The organism is Calothrix sp. CCY 0018 (assembly GCF_963920925.1).
Lineage (GTDB): Bacteria > Cyanobacteriota > Cyanobacteriia > Cyanobacteriales > Nostocaceae > Rivularia.
In genome coordinates, this window is record NZ_CAWUDI010000029.1 from 31028 (window position 1) to 49589 (window position 18562).

The window sequence follows — 18562 nt, forward strand, 5'->3', positions numbered from 1 at the left end:
GTCTTTTATACAGCCTTGACGTTATTGCAACGTTTGTACTTAAATTACGGATAATGATGAGTCAAGATTATATCCTAGTAGTTTGAGAATGAAAAGTTGTTTTTACCCCTTATTTTCTTTTTTTTGCATTTGTAGATACTATATCTTTTGTCGCTTTTGGAACTAGAGTATTAAATAATTATTCTGTATCAAATGTCAAAATTTTCAATCTAACTTACGGACGAATATTTGCTTTTTTTATAGGAGTTCGCCAGTTTTAAGTATACGCTGGCGAATCATGGAGGGTCTATCAAAAGACTGACTGAAATTAAATATCGGTAGATTTTCCTTCTCCCAGCTTAAAACCAAGCAATATCAAGGTTTTTAGCTTTTTCTACCTTAATAAAGGTGACTTATAGATAACGTTCTCCGAACAAAATTGTTCCCAAACGTACCATAGTTGCACCAGATTGAATTGCTAACTGATAATCTTGCGACATTCCCATCGAAAGTTGCTTCATTTTGATATTTGACAAGCTACGTTCATTAATTTCAGCTATCAGTTCTCGTGTCCGATTAAACACGTCAACAACCTCCGAACTATCTAATCCTAGTGGTGGAATTGTCATCAAACCCTCAATTTGTAAACTTTGGCAAAGGTTAAGTTCCACCAAATCGTCTAGAAGTTGCTGTATCGTCCAACCGGATTTGTTTGAATCGGGGAGAATTTTGACTTGCAGGCAAATTTTGGGACTGACTCCCAACTCCGGAGCTAAAAGGTTTAAGCGCTGCGCTAACTTAAGGCTGTCTACGGAATGAAGCCATTGAAAAGATGAAAGAGCTTTTTTAGCCTTATTGCTTTGTAGATGTCCAATAAAGTGCCAGGAAATGCCTGATAAGTCTTGTAACTGCTCAATTTTGCTTTCAGCTTCCTGAATCCGACTTTCGCCGAAGTCTCGGATGCCAGCAGCATATGCTTCGCGCACAGCTGCTGCCGAAACCTTCTTACTAACAGCAATCAATTTGACAGATTCAGGAAGTGAATCTTGAATTAAATGTATACGTTCGATTAGCGAACTACTCATTGGAATGTACGTTGAAAAATACTAGTGAGCTGATCGTACTCAATAGATTGTCCGCTTCGACGCAAGTTACGCAAACGATTTTCCAACATCATTCTCGCCTCTGTACGTCCTACTGGTTGGAACTTAATGCCTTTCTCATCGTTTATTACCAGGAAAAACAGGCGTTGAGCATACAACGTAGTAAAAAGCTCTTGACTTTGGTCTACCGTACATATTCTGTAAAGTAGTCCCCAAGTTGGATGATTCAAGTAAGTTTCGGAATTTTCTGAATTCATTTAGTAGTCAAGGTACGAGTACATATATCTTTTCGCTGTTAAAAACAAAAAGTCGGAGCAATATTAATCAGATATCTCCGAATTTTTTTTAAGCAATGTAAATGCAGAATGGCAATAATGGTAGTTATTTGCACATCCGAAGAATGGATGTACGTATGAGAAAAATTAAATGCTAAATGTTCGTTACATTCTTCTCATCAAAAAGTACAGTTTCGACAAAACTTGTTACGATTACGACAAGTTTTGCTCCAAACCAATTAATAGCCTATTTAGGTAATCAAGCTTTTTTAGCTAAAAAACTATTTTACCCCAGCATTGAAATATCATATAAAACCAATTTTATTACTTCCGGATTCAATCGTTAGATATAAAGCATCCAAAGTAATATTTTGTAAACTTTTAAACAATGCTGTTAGTTTTATGTTGACACTTAAGACTACGTAATCATTTTGACAGTGCATCACATTTGCCATGAATTGAAGCGAACTATAAAAATACTTACCTGTATAGCTACTTTCACCTCAAACTCTTTGCAGTGCTTGTATTTGTGCTTGTGCTTTGTGCAGAGATTCGTACCATTCTTTCTGAGGATTACTATCTGCGACAATTCCTGCTCCAACTTGTCCCCAAACGGAATTAAGATTTGGATGATCTAAATTGCCGGATGATGCTTGAGGAGCCACTAATAAGGTACGAATCAAGATATTCAAATCTAGATTACCGCTTCGATCTAAGTAGCCGCAGGAACCATAGAACAAACTGCGTCTTACAGGTTCGAGTTGTTCTATAATTTCCATGCAGCGAACTTTTGGGCAACCCGTGATGGTACCACCGGGAAACATGGAAGCAATCAAATCGACTATATAACTTTTATTTTGACTATTCGCTAGAGTTCCTTTAACATTACTTACCAAATGCATCACGTGACTGTAACGCTCAATCGTAAGTAATTCATCTACATTGACGCTGCCCCATTCACAAACTCGTCCGAGATCGTTACGCTCCAAATCCACGAGCATGATATGTTCGGCACGCTCTTTACTATTACTAAGCAATTCTTGTGCCAATTGCCGATCTTCTTTTTGTGTCTTACCACGCTTTCTAGTTCCGGCAATTGGTCGAGTTTGAGCAAGATTTTCGTATACTTGAACCAATCTTTCGGGGGAACAGCTAACCACTTCACCCCAAGGAGTCTTGAAATAGCTAGCAAAAGGAGAAGGATTTATTTTTTGTAGAGCTTGATAAACTTCCCATCCAGAAGCATTCGTTTGAGTTTCAAAGCGGATAGAAAGATTAGTTTGAAATATGTCCCCTGCTTGAATATACTTTTTTGCTTGCACAACAGCCGCTTCATAATCAGCTTGAGAGGTAATTAATTTTAAGGATGGTACTGCATTACTAATTACAGATGTGCGATACGCAAGGCGTGATGCCGAAGGCATATCGCATAAATCTTGATTTTGTTGAGAAAATTTATCTTCTAATTTATCCAATTCGCTTTTATTACTAGCAGCTAACCACAAAACTTGTTCCCAATGATCCAACACTGCGAAATATTCTGGCTCATACCAAAAAGCTACTGGGAACGGTAAGGTATCTGACTTAAGTTTAGGTAAAGTCTCTATTTCCCAAGCCACATCGTAACCCAACCAGCCCAACCAACCTCCGGTAAATGGAAGAGGAGATGTTTCAAAATCTGCTGGTTTTTCTAATGGTTTTTCTAATAATTGTTTAAGAAAAGGTAACACTCCCCCTAGCTCAGGTGTCCACATTTGCGGCACACCATCAATTACCCGAGGTACCCCCCCACAAATAGAATAGCGAGCTAATTGGGGATTATTTGTACTGTTTGGATAAGGGCTTTCTAAAAGAACAGCGATTTTATTAATAGGATTAGAAATAAATAAACAAGCAAAAACATCACTACCAGTACGCTGTTTTAAAGGAAGTTTTCGCCAATACCAAGGCTGAAGTTGGTTTGTCATTAATTGAAAACTGGGGAATTGGGAATTAGGGATGGGGCATGGGGAGATGGGGAGATCGCACAGCCAACGATGGTGCGCGGGTTCCCAAGGCAGCGCGTTGCGGAGGTTTCCGCAGTACGTAGCGACTGCCGCCGCGTTGAGAGAAGTGGCGCAACCCGTAGGGGGAGATGGGGTGATGGGGAGACAAAGAATTTATCAAAAACTCCTAACTCCTAACAACTAACAACTATCAACTATCAACTAACAACTATTAGTTAACTTCATTTCCTATAGCAAAACGCATTCCCCAGAATAGAATTAATACAATAATTGCCACCCAGTCAAGACTTTTTAAACGTAAGTGATGCCACTGAACTCGGTGTTTGTTAGAGCCAATAAAACCTCTTACCACAATACCATTAGCCATTTGGTCGGCACGTAAAAGTAAATTTTGCAGCAATCGTTCTGCAACCATCATCCAAACTTTAACTACTCCTTTCAATCCTAATTTTTTCCAATTAATTGCTCTAGTCATTACCGAGCGAATTAAATTTTGGATTTCTTCTAAAACCAAAGGAATAAAGCGTAAAGATAATGTTAATGTCAAAGCGATTTCAGTAACTGGAATTTTAAATCGCCTCAAGGGCTGCATCAAACTTTCGATACCAGCCGTAATTTCTTCTGGTGCAGTTGTTAGTAAATATAAAGTTGTACTGTATAGAACTGTAAAAAAAATAGTGCTTAAACGAACTGCTAGATCGAAGGAATGCCGCGTTATTTTTACAGGCCCTCTAGCAAACAATACATAATTATATTCTTGGGAATCGAATATTGATAAAATCGGATTTTTTTGGCTATTCTGGCTCGATGGCACGTTTACAACTTGTGTATTTGCGGGTAAACGTGGTTGATAATCAATACCCATTCCATCAGGACTTAAAGATGCAATAATTAAAACCAAAAAGCAAATTGATAGCAAATAACCCATTTGCTGTTGCCATACTCTGCGAGGAATTCCAGAGATTAAGGTGATAAAAATTAGCACAAATACTAATATTACCCGCCACCAAGTATTAGCAAAAATATAAGTACTTAAAAAACTCATTAACCATACAAACTTAACTCGCGAATCGAGTTTATGTAGCCAAGTGATAGGTTCTTCTAAATAAAGTCCTAGCGGTAAGGAACGTAGTAAATCCATTTAAGAGTTAAGAATTAGGAGTTAGGAATTAGGAGTTAGGAGTTAGGAGTTAGGAGTTAAGAGTTAAGAGTTAAGGTCAAGAGTTTTAACATTTAACATTTGACCTTTAACCTTTAACCTTTTCTAATTGCTCCAAACTTTAGTAGCTCTGTTGGCTTTGACATCACTACTTTCCATGTCACGAACCTTTTTACTGCGCCATATAAGGCGAATTGGAGTACCTTTAAAACCTAATTGTTCTCGAAATTGACGTTCGATATAGCGACGGTAATTATCGTTGAAACGTTTAGCTTCATTAGCGAACAAAGCAATGGTAGGTGGTTGAGTACCAACTTGAGTTCCGTAGTAAATTCTTCCTTGTTTACCACTACGACTAGCGGGTGGCGAATGCCAGCGAACTGCATCTTCTAAAACTTCGTTAATTACTGAAGTACTTACCCGTCGTCTATGCTGTTCGACTGCTTCTTTAACTAAATCAAGAATTTTTAATACGCGCTGTCCCGTCAAAGCGCTGACAAAAATGGTTTCCGACCATTCGGAAAAATGAAGTCTACCCGATAAATATTTTTGATAGTCATAAACACTATAGGAATCTTTTTCGTAAGCATCCCATTTATTTACAACTGTTATACAGGCTTTACCTTCATCTATAATTCTTCCGGCTAATTTTTGGTCTTGATCGGTAACACCATCGAGGGCATCTATGACAAATAAAACCACATCGGAACGACGAATTGCTTTAAAAGCACGGTTAATACTAAAAAATTCGGTACCGTAATCAATGTTTTTCTTTTTTCTAATCCCAGCCGTATCAATTAATCGATAAACTTGTTCGTCTTGTTTAATAAAAGTATCGATCGCATCGCGAGTAGTACCAGAAATTGGGCTAACAATTGCTCTTTCTTCACCAGCAAAAGAGTTTAATAAACTTGATTTACCAACATTTGGTCGTCCAATAATGGCAATTTTAATTTCTTCATCTTCTGTAATTTCTGAAGCCGGGGGAAGATGATTAATTAATTCATCTAATAACTCTCCCGTACCGTTACCGTGAATTCCTGACATCGGATAAGGCTCACCCAATCCCAACTGCCAAAAATCAGCGGCTTGAACTAATCCCATATCTGGAGACTCGCATTTATTAACCGCAAGTAATACGGGTACCGACTGAAGCCGCAACCACTCAGCAATTTCTTGATCTGCCGGTGTCGCGCCAATTTGTCCATCGACAACAAAGATTGCCGCACTCGCTTCAGCTAAAGCAATCATTGCTTGCTGACGAATTAACGGCAAAAATTCAGTATCGTCGTTGAATATCAAACCACCCGTATCAACTACCATGAATTCGCGATCGCGCCAAAATGCATTCAGGTAAGTTCTGTCTCGGGTGACTCCGGGTTCATCGTGGACAATAGCTGACTGCTGTTTTGCTAAACGATTGACTATTGTTGATTTGCCGACGTTTGGACGGCCAATAATCGCTACTATAGGAAGACTCATAATTAAGGATGCTCCTGAAGCTCCAAACTAATATTGTAACTATATGGGTGAAACAAATTCTAAATTCTGGCACTACCAGATTAAAGAATCAATTATTGAAAAGCGAAAATGTAGGAATGAAAATTCAGAAGTTGCTTTTTAGAGCTAAATTTTTCCTCTCAAGATTAGCCAAAATTATTTTAACCATTATCATTTGCATTTTATTATACGCCCACTTGATTGAACCAAACTGGATTGATATCAATTACGTGGGATTAAACTTACCAAATTTAGCTTCGGAATTTAATGGTTATCGGATTGTACAAATTAGCGATATTCACGTTGACAAACGAAGTAAAAAACGGCGTTTGAATCATATTTTCCGGCTTGTAAATCAACAAAATCCAGATTTAATTGCGATTACAGGAGATTTTGTGACTCGTCGTCAAATTAAATTTATTCCTAAACTAGAGTCTACTTTAGGTAAACTTAATGCTTCCGATAAAGTGGTGGGAGTGTTGGGGAATCATGATTACTGGGCAAATGCAGCAAAAATTGCTGAAGTACTAGAAAAAAATAATATTCTAAATCTTGATAATAAAGTTTATACCTTAAAACGAGGTAATGCCCTACTCAATATTGCGGGTGTTGATGACATTTGGATGGGTAAAGACCGTTTAGATTTAGTATTACAACAATTACATAATAAAGGTGCAGCAATTTTACTCGCACACGAGCCAGATTTTGCAGATACTAGTGCTGCAACAAATCGGTTCGATCTGCAACTTTCGGGACATTCTCATGCAGGGCAAATACGTTTACCTTTTTTGGAACCACCATTACTACCAGGTTTAGGTGAAAAATATTATGCAGGGCTTTACAAGATCGGAAAAATGTTTGAATATACTAATCGGGGTGTAGGTATGACCAAACTGCATTTGCGATTTGGTTCGCGCCCAGAAATAACGGTGTTTATATTAGAGAGTGGGGAGTAGAAAGTAAGGGAGAGGGTGAAAAGGCAATATTTATGAATAAGAAGCATCGTGTCTACCTTTAATTAAAATATGTCCTCAAGCAGCTATCCAAATAATATTAATTGTGTATTGTCATTGCGAGGAACGAAGCATTCACCTGAAAGGTGTGGCTCATCGCAGAGACTTAAAGTTTTCAGAATGTAAAACTAATTTTGTACGATTACTTATAGTTCAAAGTTTTAAATTATAGAAAAACCCGGAAAAAATTTATTTAATTGACAAGTAAATTATACATTTTGTTTTTTTTATTAACTAAATCTTACAGAATTTTAAGCAAAGCCCACCACATTCATGGGTGGGATGTGGCGTTGGCAGATTTATCTGCCGTCAACCTTGAGCGTCAATATATTTTTGAATAGTTGAACTGGCAACATTACCAGCAGTAGAAACAAAGTATGCACGAGTCCACATTGATGGTAGTTTCATTAATGATGGAAATTCTTTTCTTAAAGCTCTTGCGGTTGCTCCTTTAATTCTATGCATAATTTGGAATGGTGCAATATCCGGCGAACAGTTAACAAATAAATGAATATGTTCAGGTTCTATAGCCAAATTTAGCACCTCAATATCCAAGCTTCTGGCTATGTCATAAATCAAACAATTCAACCTCTCTTTGATACTTCCGTACAAGACCTTCTTCCTACGTCGTACTATCCAAACAAAGTGATAATTAATCAGCGACACCGAAGTATTTTTATGCCTATATTTTTGTGTCATTTGTTTATTTCTGATTGTCTATATGATAGTATCATAGACATTATGAAAACACTGAAGTTCAAGTTGTACGAGCATAAGCGGAACAGATACCTTAAACGTACCATTAACGCTGCTGGGGCTATCTACAATCATTGCATTGCTCTCCACAAAAGGTATTACCGGATGTGGGGTAAACATCTGTTTTGCTCAAAGCTTCAGTCACATATAGCTAAGTTGAGAAAGCGTAATTCATTTTGGCAGTTAGTCGGCTCTCAAGCAGTACAAGACATCTGTCAACGAATTGATAAAGCTTATCAATTGTTTTTTAAGCACAATAAAAAAGGAGTTAGACCACCTAATTTTAAAAAAGTTAGAAAATATAAATCATTCACATTAAAACAAGCTGGATATAAGTTTGTGGGTGAGAATAAAGTAAAAATTGGTCTAAGAGGTTATCAATTTTGGCAATCGCAAGAAATTGAAGGGAAAGTTAAAACCTTAACAATAAAACGCACGCCACTTGGCGAGCTATTTATGGTTTTAGTTGTAGACAATAATTCAGATAAAGAAGTCGAATCCGTGACTGGTAAAATAGCAGGGTTTGACTTTGGATTAAAAACTTTCCTCACATGTTCTGACGGCACTAAAATTGATTCTCCACAGTTTTTTAAGCAATCTATCAACGGCATTAAAGTCGCTTCCAGACAGCATTCTAAAAAGGTTAAAGGCTCAAAGAATAGAGAGCGTGCAAGAAAAAATCTTGCTCGCAAGTATGAAAAAATTGCTAACCGTAGGCGGGATTGGTTTTGGAAATTAGCACATCAACTGACCGATAAGTTTGATGTGCTGTGTTTTGAGACTCTAAATCTTAAAGGGATGCAGCGATTATGGGGAAGAAAGATAAACGATTTAGCGCATTCGGAATTTCTTCAGCGACTAGAGTGGGTTGCCAAGAAGAAAAATAAGCTAATTGTTTATATCTCGCAGTGGTACCCATCCAGTAAAACTTGCTCCGGATGTAACCACGTTTTAGACAAATTAGATTTATCGATTAGACAATGGCGCTGTCCCTCTTGTAAGCAAATTAATGGAAGGGACGAGAATGCCAGTAAAAATATTTGCGCGGTTGGGGCATCAACCGTTGGGTTAGGAGATGTAAGACAGTCCCAGGCTGCAATCTCTGTCTGACCCCAGAATCCCACGGTTTTAACGGAGTGGAACCGTGGGAGTATGTCAAACGAAGGAAGTATTTTAATACAGAGGCAGTTAAAACGATTTATTTTGACGAGTTGCATAAAAAGGTGAATGGTTCGTAGTAAGGGTTAAAGCCCTCACTACAAACCTTTTAAGCTTTAAAAGTTAGAATTGGACTCAACCGCGCTACAACATCAATAATTCCTGCTTTTACCTGTACATCAATTACCGAATCAATCGGTTTATAAGCAGCAGGTGCTTCTTCAATCCGTCTTTCTTCACGCAAAGTAATGCAGTCAACTCCTGTTAACCCTAACTCTTCCTCAGTTTCCGATGCACCTCCACGGCTCAAGTCAAATCGACTACGCAATCTTCCCGCACCGTGAGAAGCAGAATTAGCAAAATCATTATTACCTTTTCCGACACACAAGTAAGAATTAGCACCCATTGAACCGGGAATAATTACAGGTTGCTCTTGATTAGCTGGGCAAGCTCCTTTACGAGTTATCCAATTTGGTATTTTAGATTTTGACAACGGATGCGTTTCTTTTGAATCTTCAATGTCAGTTGCAGGTAAAGTAATATTGTGCGGTAAATCGTAAACTAAAGGCGCTTCCACATCACCGTAAACTTCCCGCAAACCCAAACGAAGTAATTCAGCCAACAGCAAGCGGTTGATAAAACCATAGTTGGCAGCAGTTGCTTCAGCTTGCAAATAACCTGCAACTAGTTCGGGATGAGAATTTACTGAAAGAGGAAATATTTTGGATTCGGGATATTTAACTCCCGGTTGCCAAGCTGCAACAGCTTTATCTCGCCACATTCCGCCAATGTATTTACCGACATGACGGGAGCCGGAATGAATCATGAAAGCAATTTGTCCTTCTTTGATTCCCCAAGCGTAAGCCAAAGCCGAATTTTCAATTTTATCAACTCGCTGAACTTCTACAAAATGGTTTCCACCACCGATAGTTGCCAATCCACCATCGCGTACTAATCCATCATCGGGTACTAATTCGGGAGGTGCAAGCTGCCAACTACCATCCATCGAACCACCGAGAAAAATATTGTCACTTTCTCCTGCTAACTGATCTAAATTAGATTTCGCAACGCTTCCGGTGGCTGAATCCAACATTGCATCCAACCAACCGGGAACCCCATACTCAAATAAAGCCTGCATTGCTAACCCTGACATGGTGACATCGCGAGTACCGAAAAAGTAATCACCTTTCATTAGTTCCACAAACCGATCGCGCTTGGCTAAAAATGCATTAACAGTTAAATCGGCAACGTGCAAGCGCATTCCGCAGTTAATATCCGAACCTGTGGCAGCAGGAATCACTATGTTTTCGGTTTGCACCACCGAGCCAATGGCAATACCAGCATCACCTGGATGAAAATCTGGTGTAGCATGACATTTGCAAACAGAGCCACCCGCAGGATGACGAACATTAGCAAGATTCGCTAACTGCTTAAGGGCTTTTGCTTCTACAGGAAAACTTTCTGGTAATAAAACTTGTGCTACAGGGGCATTAGTGTTATTACTCAACCGAACCGCATAAATTGAATTATTGTAAGTAACATCCAAGCCTTGCCGCGACAAAGCACGCAAGAGACGCTTTAAATTTTTTGGCTGCATGAAAAATCCGTGCAAGTCTTTCTAAAAGACCTGTTGTAGTGAAGGTTTTTGCGAGACATGGGTTCAGCAGCCGCGTCTCTAGTTAGATGGTCATTTTTGCAGGAAATAAGCAAAGACGACGGATTGTTTTTAGTTAATTTTAGTTGAATTAATCTATAACTTTGGTATCACAGATATTTAAAATTGTCAAGCTCCTTTCGCACTCATAGCAGGAATTTGAATTTCTTTAATACAGGTAGAACGAGATAAGGAAAGCACGCAGTCGATAACCTGCAAAATGTCTTGAAGAGGTATTGCATTTTCTTCGGATTTTCCAGCTTCTTTCAGATCCGACAAAACTTCTGGAGTACCGATATTTCCAGGATTAATAATTGTGACGGCTATTTTATCTTCACGTAATTCTTCTCGAAGCGCATGAACTGCACCTCGCAATCCAAATTTAGAGGCAGAGTTTGCGACTTCCCTTGCAGGAAAGTTATCTAGTCCAGATAAAGCACCCATAAATATAATCTTTGGGTTGGAAGATTTACGAAGAAGAGGTAATAAGGATTTAGTTAAACGAATTGGAGCTAAAAGATTTACTAGCAATACATTCTCAATCTCTTCATCAGAGCATTTTTCAAAAGAATATTCTTGAGTAAATGCTTTATCTTCCCATGTTCCACCTATGTAAAGTAAACCGTCAAGCACGCGATCGCCTACAGCATTACTTACAATTTCAATTCCTTGCTTTGTACTAATATCCGCTTTTACCCATTCACCAATGGTTGAAGGAGAGCGAGAAACTGTAATTAGTCGATTAGTACGAGAAACTAAATGCTCTGCCACAGCCGCACCTATGCCTCGACTAGCACCAACTACAATCAAGTTGTTAAAAATATTGTTCAATTTCAGCACCCTTTGCTTCTTTTGATTGAATATTTTGAAGAGGATATGTACACATCAATAAAAAATTATTTTACCTTACTTAAGAAGCTAGAGGTTTTTAATATTGCCCAACATATCTATATAATCCCGCATATAATGAGATAATTACCTACGTTTTCCCAAATACGGTATATATAATCGCTCAAAATTTTTTTGAAATCAAACAGCGCGAAATTTTTTATTAGTAACGCTTTCGTGGTATTATTTATTCTAGAGAGTATTTTTTATCATGGCGAGGCTTACCTTTTATAAAAATTTTACTCATATTCCATTATAAAAATAAATACTTATAAGCTTTTTCTATTATCCCATATTCTTCCCATTCCAAAAATTTTTTTCAATCAAATAAAATTGATAAGATTTTGAATTATCTTTGAGAGAATGAGATCGTGTCCTTTGATATTTTAATTCACATTTTGATTCTCAATTAGGTTCAAAGCCTTGCTACTACTTGCTACTCCCCCCAACCCTACTCCCACTTTCATATCCGGCGTTACGATTTTCAACGCTAACCTATTTATATAAACGATAAATTATACAGATTTATTAATTAATTTAAGCTACATATCAAAAAACGTAAACTTGATTATAATAGTTGACATAAGTTATTAGTTATATAATCAAGTTAATAAGTAGGTTGGCACCAATAAATATAACTATGTAACGAAATGTAAAAAAGATTGAAACCCTTGCGATGAACCGCAGCTCCGCTGAATGCAACCGAATGCCTCGTCGCAATGACAAAATATAATCACGTTTATTTACACCCACCTACTTAACTGCAACACCAGCTAATAAATAGATAATTACGCAAAATATTATCTAGCTAGGGTAAAAAAATCAAAGCATCTTCAATTTTGAAAGTCTTCTTAAAGTTGACTTTGAAAACAAATTATCGAAATTTGGCAATTGTAAAATCTTTACTTTACAACTTAATATTTTGCAACAAAAAGTCTGGAAAACGACAATCAAAGAATGATAATCTGAGAAACATCATAGGTTACATAAATTAGTTATTTAGGATGAATTAATATATGGGTGTAACTTCAAGCACGCCTCATTTGCTCCGAGCAGCTCGCGGTGAAATTGTAAACCGTCCCCCTGTATGGATGATGCGACAAGCAGGACGATACATGAAAGCTTATCGCGACTTAAGGGAAAAATACCCTTCTTTTCGCCAGCGTTCGGAAATTCCCGAAGTGGCAATTGAAGTTTCCCTACAACCTTGGAAAGCTTTTCAACCTGACGGCGTAATTCTTTTTTCCGATATCGTCACTCCTTTACCTGGCATCGGCATTGAAATGGATATTGCCGAAGGAAAAGGTCCGGTTATTGAAAATCCTATTCGCACTCAAGAACAAGTTGATAACCTATATTCTTTGCAGCCAGAAGAATCTTTACCATTTATCAAAACTATTTTGCAAGCTTTGCGAGACGAAGTAGGCAATAAATCAACTGTACTTGGTTTTGTTGGTGCGCCTTGGACTTTAGCAGCTTATGCAGTAGAAGGAAAAGGCTCTAAAACCTATTCCATCATTAAAAATATGGCTTTTTCGGAACCAGCCATTCTGCATCAGCTATTAGCAAAATTATCGGATTCCATCGCTACCTACGTTCGCTATCAAATTGACTGCGGCGCTCAAGTAGTACAGATGTTTGACTCTTGGGCAGGACAATTGAGTCCCCAAGATTACGAAACCTTCGCTTTACCTTATCAAAAAAGAGTCTTCGAGCAAGTAAAGCAAACCCATCCAGATACACCATTAATTCTTTTAGTCAGCGGCAGCGCCGGTTTATTAGAAAGAATGAGTCAATCCGGAGCCGATATCGTCAACGTAGATTGGACGGTAGACATGGCAGATGCGCGGCGAAGATTGGGTAAAGAAATGAAAGTACAGGGAAATCTCGATCCGGGAGTACTCTTCGGTTCCAAAGAATTTATTCGCGATCGCATTCACGATACAGTTCGCAAAGCCGGTAATTGGGGTCACATTCTCAACCTCGGACACGGTGTTTTACCCACCACACCAGAAGAAAACGTCGCATTCTTCTTTGAAACCGCCAAGCAGTTGAATACAGCAAGCGAAATGTTAACCGCTGCAAAGTAGAGAATGGGCATTGGGCATCGGGCATTGGTTAGAGGGGGAAGAGTGGGAAGAGGGGGTAGAATTAAAGAATTCTAACTCTTAACTCCTAACTTGTTGTTTTCCCCTTCTCCCTTTGTCTCCTCCCCATCCCCTTGTTTCCCCCTCTCCCCATCTCCCCATCCCCCACATCTTTTTTCATCCCGACAATTTTGGTATCTGGTTGTAGTTGTTAGTTGTGAGTATAAAAGTTCAAAAGAATTACTAACATCTAACAATAAAAATTTAAAACAATTCTATGAACCAGAAACGGATTTTAGTCACTGGTGCAAGTGGCTGTATAGGGCATTACATCAGTGAGTTACTGATAGAAGAAACTGAACACGAACTGTATTTGTTAGTAAGAAATCCAGACAAATTGCAGATTGATACCTTAGTACGTCCCGGTATCCATGTTTTGCAGGGTGATATGCAAAAAATCGCGGATTTAGCTGAATTGCTCAAAACTATAGATATAGCAGTGTTAACAGCAACCGCTTGGGGTGGTACGGAAACTTTTGATATTAATGTAGTTAAAACAATCGAATTACTCAACCTGTTGGATGCTGAAAAATGCGAACAGGTAATTTATTTCTCTACCGCAAGCGTTTTAGATAGCAAAAATCAGCCTCTTAAAGAAGCAGGGGAATTAGGTACAGACTATATTCGTTCCAAATTCGATTGCCTGCGGAGATTTTCAAAACTGGCGATCGCACCCAAAATTACTAAAGTTTTTCCTACATTAGTTGTGGGTGGCGATCAAAATAAACCACTATCTCAAATAACATCCGGCATTCCCGAAGTAACGAAATACATTAATTTAATTCGCTTTTTGAAAGCAGACGGTAGTTTTCACTTTATCCACGCAAAAGATATTGCTACCGTAGTTAAACATCTGATCGATAACCCTCCCAAAGAAGAGCAACCGAGAAAATACGTATTAGGGCAGGATAAGATCACAGCAAATCAAGCAATAGAAGAAATTTGCGCTTATTTGGATAAAAAGATTTACTTCCGCATCCCTCTATCTTCATCTTTAGCAGATGTAATAATCAAAAATTTCAACATTCAGATGGCTGCATGGGATAGATTCTGTATGCAATATCGCCATTTTAGCTACGAAGAAATAACAAATCCCAGCACCTTTAACTTACCAAACCACTGCGATTCTATGAGCGATGTTTTGAAAACAAGTGGCGTGGAGAAGAAGTAAGGAAGATGGGGGATGGGGAGACAAGGAGACAAGGGGACAAGGGGATGGGGAGAAAAAACTAATTTATTTCTAATTGCTAACTCTTAACTCCGAATCCAAAATCCAAAATCCAAAATTACAATTGGTAACTGCTCACTGCTCACTGTTAACTGTTAACCGTTACCCAGAAATCGGCGGTTTTAACTTTACCATCGCGATTGAATTGCAGCCAAAGCTTATAGGTTCCGGGTTGGGGAAATTTGGTTGTAAAATGCACCTGGTTGTTTGGTGATTTTTTAATGGTTTCAGTATCAATATAATCAGTTTTTCCCAAGGAAGAGGAACTTTTAATAACTACTAGATTTGCTTTTTGACCTAAATACGATTTTAAATCTTTAATTGGTTTGTTGTTGCTAGCTTGCTTCAAATCAAACTTCAAAGTAACTTTTTTACCGGCTTTGATATTAGGTTCAGATAAATTCAAATCTATTTTTGTATCGGTAAATGTCTTCGTCTTGCTATAACTCTCTAATTCTGTAGGAAATGGTACTTCACCGGGAATAGAAACTTTTTCTACAGATACTTGCTCTTTTTCTCCAGATGGATTGTAATCGCTAAAAACTGTATATTCACCGGGAGCCGGGAATTTAGGCTTGACTTCAATATTTTGATTATTTTTATAGCTAGCTTGAACTAAATCAAAAAATCTTAAGTCATTACTCACCACAACCATCTGCATCTGATGGGGTTTCGTATCATTATTATTAGCTTTTGCAACAGTTGCTGGAATTTGAACCTTTACGGCAACGGGTTGATTAGGTGTAATTTTCTTGGGAATGTCTAATTTACCTTGGGTATTTGAAGAATCATTTTGAGGTTGAGAACTAGCTTGTAATTTTTCGGCTTTTTCTTCAATGTTTTGCTTGCTGGAAGTTGGGGTTGATTCTGGCTGCTTACTTTGGTCAGTTTTTTCTGGTAAGGATTGCACCTGACGTTGATTCTCAGGTTTTTGTTTTTCTTCGGTTTTCGTAGTAGACGAGCAACCCTGAGATAAAAATAAGGTAGCTAATAAAGTAATTTGAGCAATTGGATATTTCATTTTTATTGTTTTTGAGCTTATGCCAATGATTGGTTTGAACTTTCCCAATCTGTTATAGCAAAACAAAAATACTATTTAAGAACATTGATGTATTAACAAAAGTTAGATATTTTTGTCTAAAATCTTTGAATTAATTTACCTTGAATCTATTTAATAAGCCTATATTTTATTAATATCTAATCAGCCTGTTAGTTAATTTTAATCTTCCTATAGTAGGATGACAAAAAAATAATATGTAATATTTAATACTAAAAGTTGTATATTTTTATTTGAAGTAATGCCTGATGTCGGCGATACTATATCAGTAACAAATGCACGGTGGTCATTTGGCGGTAGCGTGCCGCAAACTTTTGACCAACACGTAGGTCGTTCCGTACCGCAGTATCAACAAGGTCACGAAATTGTTGTGGCGCTGTCGGACTTTTTTCTTCGACAAAGTTCGACAGTTTACGAATTAGGCTGCTCTACGGGGGAACTAACGCGCAAGTTAGCTGAAGCAAATTGCGATCGCGATGTTCATATTATCGGTATAGAAATAGAGTCGGCGATGGTTGAAGCTGCGAAGCAAAAAACCTCAAATTTTCCCAAGGTTGAAATACGCGAAGCCGATATTCTTGAAATGGAATTCGATTCAGCAGATTTAATTATCGCTTACTATACTATCCAATTTATTAGACCCGCAGTTAGGCAGTTGTTATTCGATAAAATCTACAATAGTTTGAGTTGGGGAGGCGGTTTTCTTTTATTTGAAAAAGTGAGAGCTCCTGACGCTCGCTTTCAAGATATGATGTCACCGCTATATGTTGACTTTAAATTGCAGCAGGGATTCACCGAGCAAGAAATAGTTAACAAAAGCCGGAGTTTAAAAGGCGTACTCGAACCCTTTTCGACTCAAGGAAACATTGATTTGATGAGTCGTTCGGGCTTTGTTGATATCATGACTGTGTTTAAACATCTTTGTTTTGAAGGCTTCTTGGCAATTAAGTAAGGCTTAACATTTGAACTCTAAATATTCACAAACATGAGCATTTATAATACATTACGTTCCTACTGGTGGGATAATGCCTTAACGGCACGACACATGAAGCTACAAGCAAAACGTGTTTGGTGGAATTTTCTTACTAGTTGGGAAAAAGCGACACCTGGAATTTACAATAAGATACAAAGTAGTTATCGCCAACAGCGTCCATCAGCAGAACAAACAGTTTCTTCGGAAGCATATGGCACGGTGGTAAGTGTAAACGGTATCCGGATGAAGATCGATCCGAGAATGACTCCATTTCAAGTCAAAAAGTTAATTGACGGAAGACATACCCGCGAAGAACGCCGTTTGTTAATCCATCGGCTTGAAGCAGACGATATTGTCATGGAGCTTGGTGGTGGAATTGGAATGTTGGCAACTGCCTGCGCTTTAAAAATCGGCGGTGAGAGAGTTTATTCTTACGAAGCCAATCCTATACTTGAATCTTTAATTAAGGAAAACTACGCACTAAATGACGTAAAGCCTGAAATCAATATGTGTATGCTTGAGCAAGAAGCGGGTTCGCGCACGTTTCATGTTTCCGAGCATTTTTCACGCTCTTCAGCATTCAAACCTGCTGATGATAAAACAGTTCCTTATGAAGTTCCTGTCAAGCCTCTTAATGATGAGATTGCGCGTATCCAACCAACAGTTTTAATTATGGATGTTCAAGGTAGTGAAGGCGAACTATTAAGTTTTGCAAATCTATCTACTGTTAGCAAACTTTTAGTTGAAGTGCATCCTGATATGTTGGGACTTTCCAATGCTAATGCACTGCGTCGAAATTTAAGAACTCAAGGTTTTGAGGAAGTCGATCGCTCGGGGCAAAGTTTTCTGTATATCCGCAAATAAAAGTTTATTAAAGAAAATTATTTTGTAGGGAGAGAGAAAGGTTTTCAAAAATATCTTGCTTCTCCCTATTTTGTTGCTAAAGCACAAAATAATAATTCAACCAGCCGACGAATTAACAGTTTGTTCTGCTTCCGTTTCCACCGTTGCTTTCTGCCCTAATTTAGGTTCGGTACCAGCAAGTAACCGTTCAATATTGCCACGATGACGGATAATTACATACACACCACCAGCCACACCAAATAATATATAAGGTAGCGGTTGATGGAATAAAACCATCAAAATAGAAACTGCGATCGCGCCACAAATCGAACTCAAAGATACAATTCGCGATATCGCTACAACCACGGCAAATACGCTAAATGTTGCTAAACCAACTTGCCAATTCATGGCTAATAAAATTCCCAAACTCGTAGCAACGGATTTACCGCCACGAAATCCTAAAAATATTGATTTACTATGTCCGAGTACCGCAGCTAAACCAGCTAAAGTTACCATAATTGGCTGCCAAAGTTCGGGATTAACCGTAGCTGGAATTAAATTATTGTTGGATGACAAGGTAAACAACCAGTAAACCAGAAATATTGACAAGACACCTTTCAAGCAGTCAACCAATAAAACAAATGCGCCAGGACCTTTACCCAAAGTTCTTAAGACATTAGTTGCACCAGTCGAACCCGAACCAATTTCTGTAATATCAATTCCCTTTAACAGCTTTACTAAAGTGTAACCAGTGGGAGTAGAACCCAAAAGGTAAGCTGCAACTAAAATTGCTCCACACAAACTTAACCAAATACTCATGTTG

The 18562-nt window shown here is 38.1% G+C and carries 17 protein-coding genes; 6 read left to right on the forward strand and 11 right to left on the reverse strand.

What is annotated here, in order from left to right; all coding sequences use genetic code 11:
- Positions 1-392 precede the first annotated feature (392 nt).
- The 6 genes from ACM03V_RS20665 to der form a co-directional block, all read right to left on the reverse strand.
- The gene (locus ACM03V_RS20665) at positions 393-1064 is read right to left on the reverse strand and encodes a YggS family pyridoxal phosphate-dependent enzyme (RefSeq protein WP_414622674.1); all 672 of its coding nucleotides are present in this window, start codon (positions 1062-1064) and stop codon (positions 393-395) included.
- Complete coding sequence (pipX, locus tag ACM03V_RS20670; protein WP_414622675.1) at positions 1061-1339, reverse strand: transcriptional coactivator PipX; 279 nt, start codon at positions 1337-1339, stop codon at positions 1061-1063. The genes ACM03V_RS20665 and pipX overlap by 4 nt, the downstream gene beginning before the upstream one ends.
- Positions 1340-1860: 521 nt before the next feature.
- A complete protein-coding gene (locus ACM03V_RS20675) occupies positions 1861-3324 on the reverse strand; it encodes an anthranilate synthase component I (protein ID WP_414622676.1) in 1464 nt (487 codons plus the stop codon).
- A gap of 25 nt (positions 3325-3349) precedes the next feature.
- The gene (locus ACM03V_RS20680) at positions 3350-3523 is read right to left on the reverse strand and encodes a hypothetical protein (protein WP_414622677.1); all 174 of its coding nucleotides are present in this window, start codon (positions 3521-3523) and stop codon (positions 3350-3352) included.
- Positions 3524-3574: 51 nt separating this feature from the next.
- Complete coding sequence (locus ACM03V_RS20685) at positions 3575-4504, reverse strand: energy-coupling factor transporter transmembrane component T family protein (protein WP_414622678.1); 930 nt, start codon at positions 4502-4504, stop codon at positions 3575-3577.
- Positions 4505-4627: 123 nt separating this feature from the next.
- The gene (gene der / locus ACM03V_RS20690) at positions 4628-6004 is read right to left on the reverse strand and encodes a ribosome biogenesis GTPase Der (RefSeq protein WP_414622679.1); all 1377 of its coding nucleotides are present in this window, start codon (positions 6002-6004) and stop codon (positions 4628-4630) included.
- A gap of 47 nt (positions 6005-6051) precedes the next feature.
- Between der and ACM03V_RS20695 the strand changes: the two genes are divergently transcribed.
- The gene (locus ACM03V_RS20695; RefSeq protein ID WP_414622680.1) at positions 6052-6978 is read left to right on the forward strand and encodes a metallophosphoesterase; all 927 of its coding nucleotides are present in this window, start codon (positions 6052-6054) and stop codon (positions 6976-6978) included.
- 366 nt (positions 6979-7344) lie between these two features.
- Here the strand turns inward: ACM03V_RS20695 and tnpA are convergent, their stop codons facing one another.
- Positions 7345-7734: an IS200/IS605 family transposase gene (tnpA, locus tag ACM03V_RS20700; RefSeq protein WP_414622681.1), complete on the reverse strand. Its 390-nt coding sequence runs from the start codon at positions 7732-7734 to the stop codon at positions 7345-7347.
- 42 nt (positions 7735-7776) lie between these two features.
- On the opposite strand from tnpA, the gene ACM03V_RS20705 reads away from it, so the two are divergent.
- Positions 7777-8901, forward strand: a complete 1125-nt coding sequence (locus ACM03V_RS20705) for an RNA-guided endonuclease InsQ/TnpB family protein (protein ID WP_414622682.1) — start codon at positions 7777-7779, stop codon at positions 8899-8901.
- A gap of 157 nt (positions 8902-9058) precedes the next feature.
- Here the strand turns inward: ACM03V_RS20705 and ACM03V_RS20710 are convergent, their stop codons facing one another.
- Together ACM03V_RS20710 and ACM03V_RS20715 are read right to left on the reverse strand one after the other, a co-directional pair.
- Entirely contained in the window at positions 9059-10546 is a 1488-nt protein-coding gene (locus ACM03V_RS20710; protein WP_414622683.1) for an RtcB family protein, read from the reverse strand.
- Positions 10547-10732: 186 nt separating this feature from the next.
- Positions 10733-11434, reverse strand: a complete 702-nt coding sequence (locus ACM03V_RS20715) for an SDR family NAD(P)-dependent oxidoreductase (RefSeq protein WP_414622684.1) — start codon at positions 11432-11434, stop codon at positions 10733-10735.
- A 1073-nt stretch (positions 11435-12507) separates the two neighbouring features.
- Between ACM03V_RS20715 and hemE the strand changes: the two genes are divergently transcribed.
- Both hemE and ACM03V_RS20725 read left to right on the forward strand, forming a co-directional pair.
- A complete protein-coding gene (gene hemE / locus ACM03V_RS20720; RefSeq protein ID WP_414622685.1) occupies positions 12508-13581 on the forward strand; it encodes a uroporphyrinogen decarboxylase in 1074 nt (357 codons plus the stop codon).
- A 274-nt stretch (positions 13582-13855) separates the two neighbouring features.
- Positions 13856-14809, forward strand: coding sequence for an NAD-dependent epimerase/dehydratase family protein (locus tag ACM03V_RS20725; RefSeq protein WP_414622686.1), 954 nt, complete (start codon positions 13856-13858; stop codon positions 14807-14809).
- Between the two features lie 145 nt (positions 14810-14954).
- Here the strand turns inward: ACM03V_RS20725 and ACM03V_RS20730 are convergent, their stop codons facing one another.
- A complete protein-coding gene (locus ACM03V_RS20730) occupies positions 14955-15887 on the reverse strand; it encodes a hypothetical protein (protein WP_414622687.1) in 933 nt (310 codons plus the stop codon).
- Between the two features lie 277 nt (positions 15888-16164).
- On the opposite strand from ACM03V_RS20730, the gene ACM03V_RS20735 reads away from it, so the two are divergent.
- Together ACM03V_RS20735 and ACM03V_RS20740 are read left to right on the forward strand one after the other, a co-directional pair.
- Complete coding sequence (locus ACM03V_RS20735) at positions 16165-16875, forward strand: methyltransferase domain-containing protein (protein ID WP_414622688.1); 711 nt, start codon at positions 16165-16167, stop codon at positions 16873-16875.
- 33 nt (positions 16876-16908) lie between these two features.
- Entirely contained in the window at positions 16909-17760 is an 852-nt protein-coding gene (locus ACM03V_RS20740) for an FkbM family methyltransferase (protein WP_414622689.1), read from the forward strand.
- Between the two features lie 96 nt (positions 17761-17856).
- Here ACM03V_RS20740 and plsY read toward each other — a convergent pair whose 3' ends face one another.
- Positions 17857-18558, reverse strand: coding sequence for a glycerol-3-phosphate 1-O-acyltransferase PlsY (plsY, locus tag ACM03V_RS20745; RefSeq protein WP_414622690.1), 702 nt, complete (start codon positions 18556-18558; stop codon positions 17857-17859).
- Positions 18559-18562: the final 4 nt, after the last annotated feature.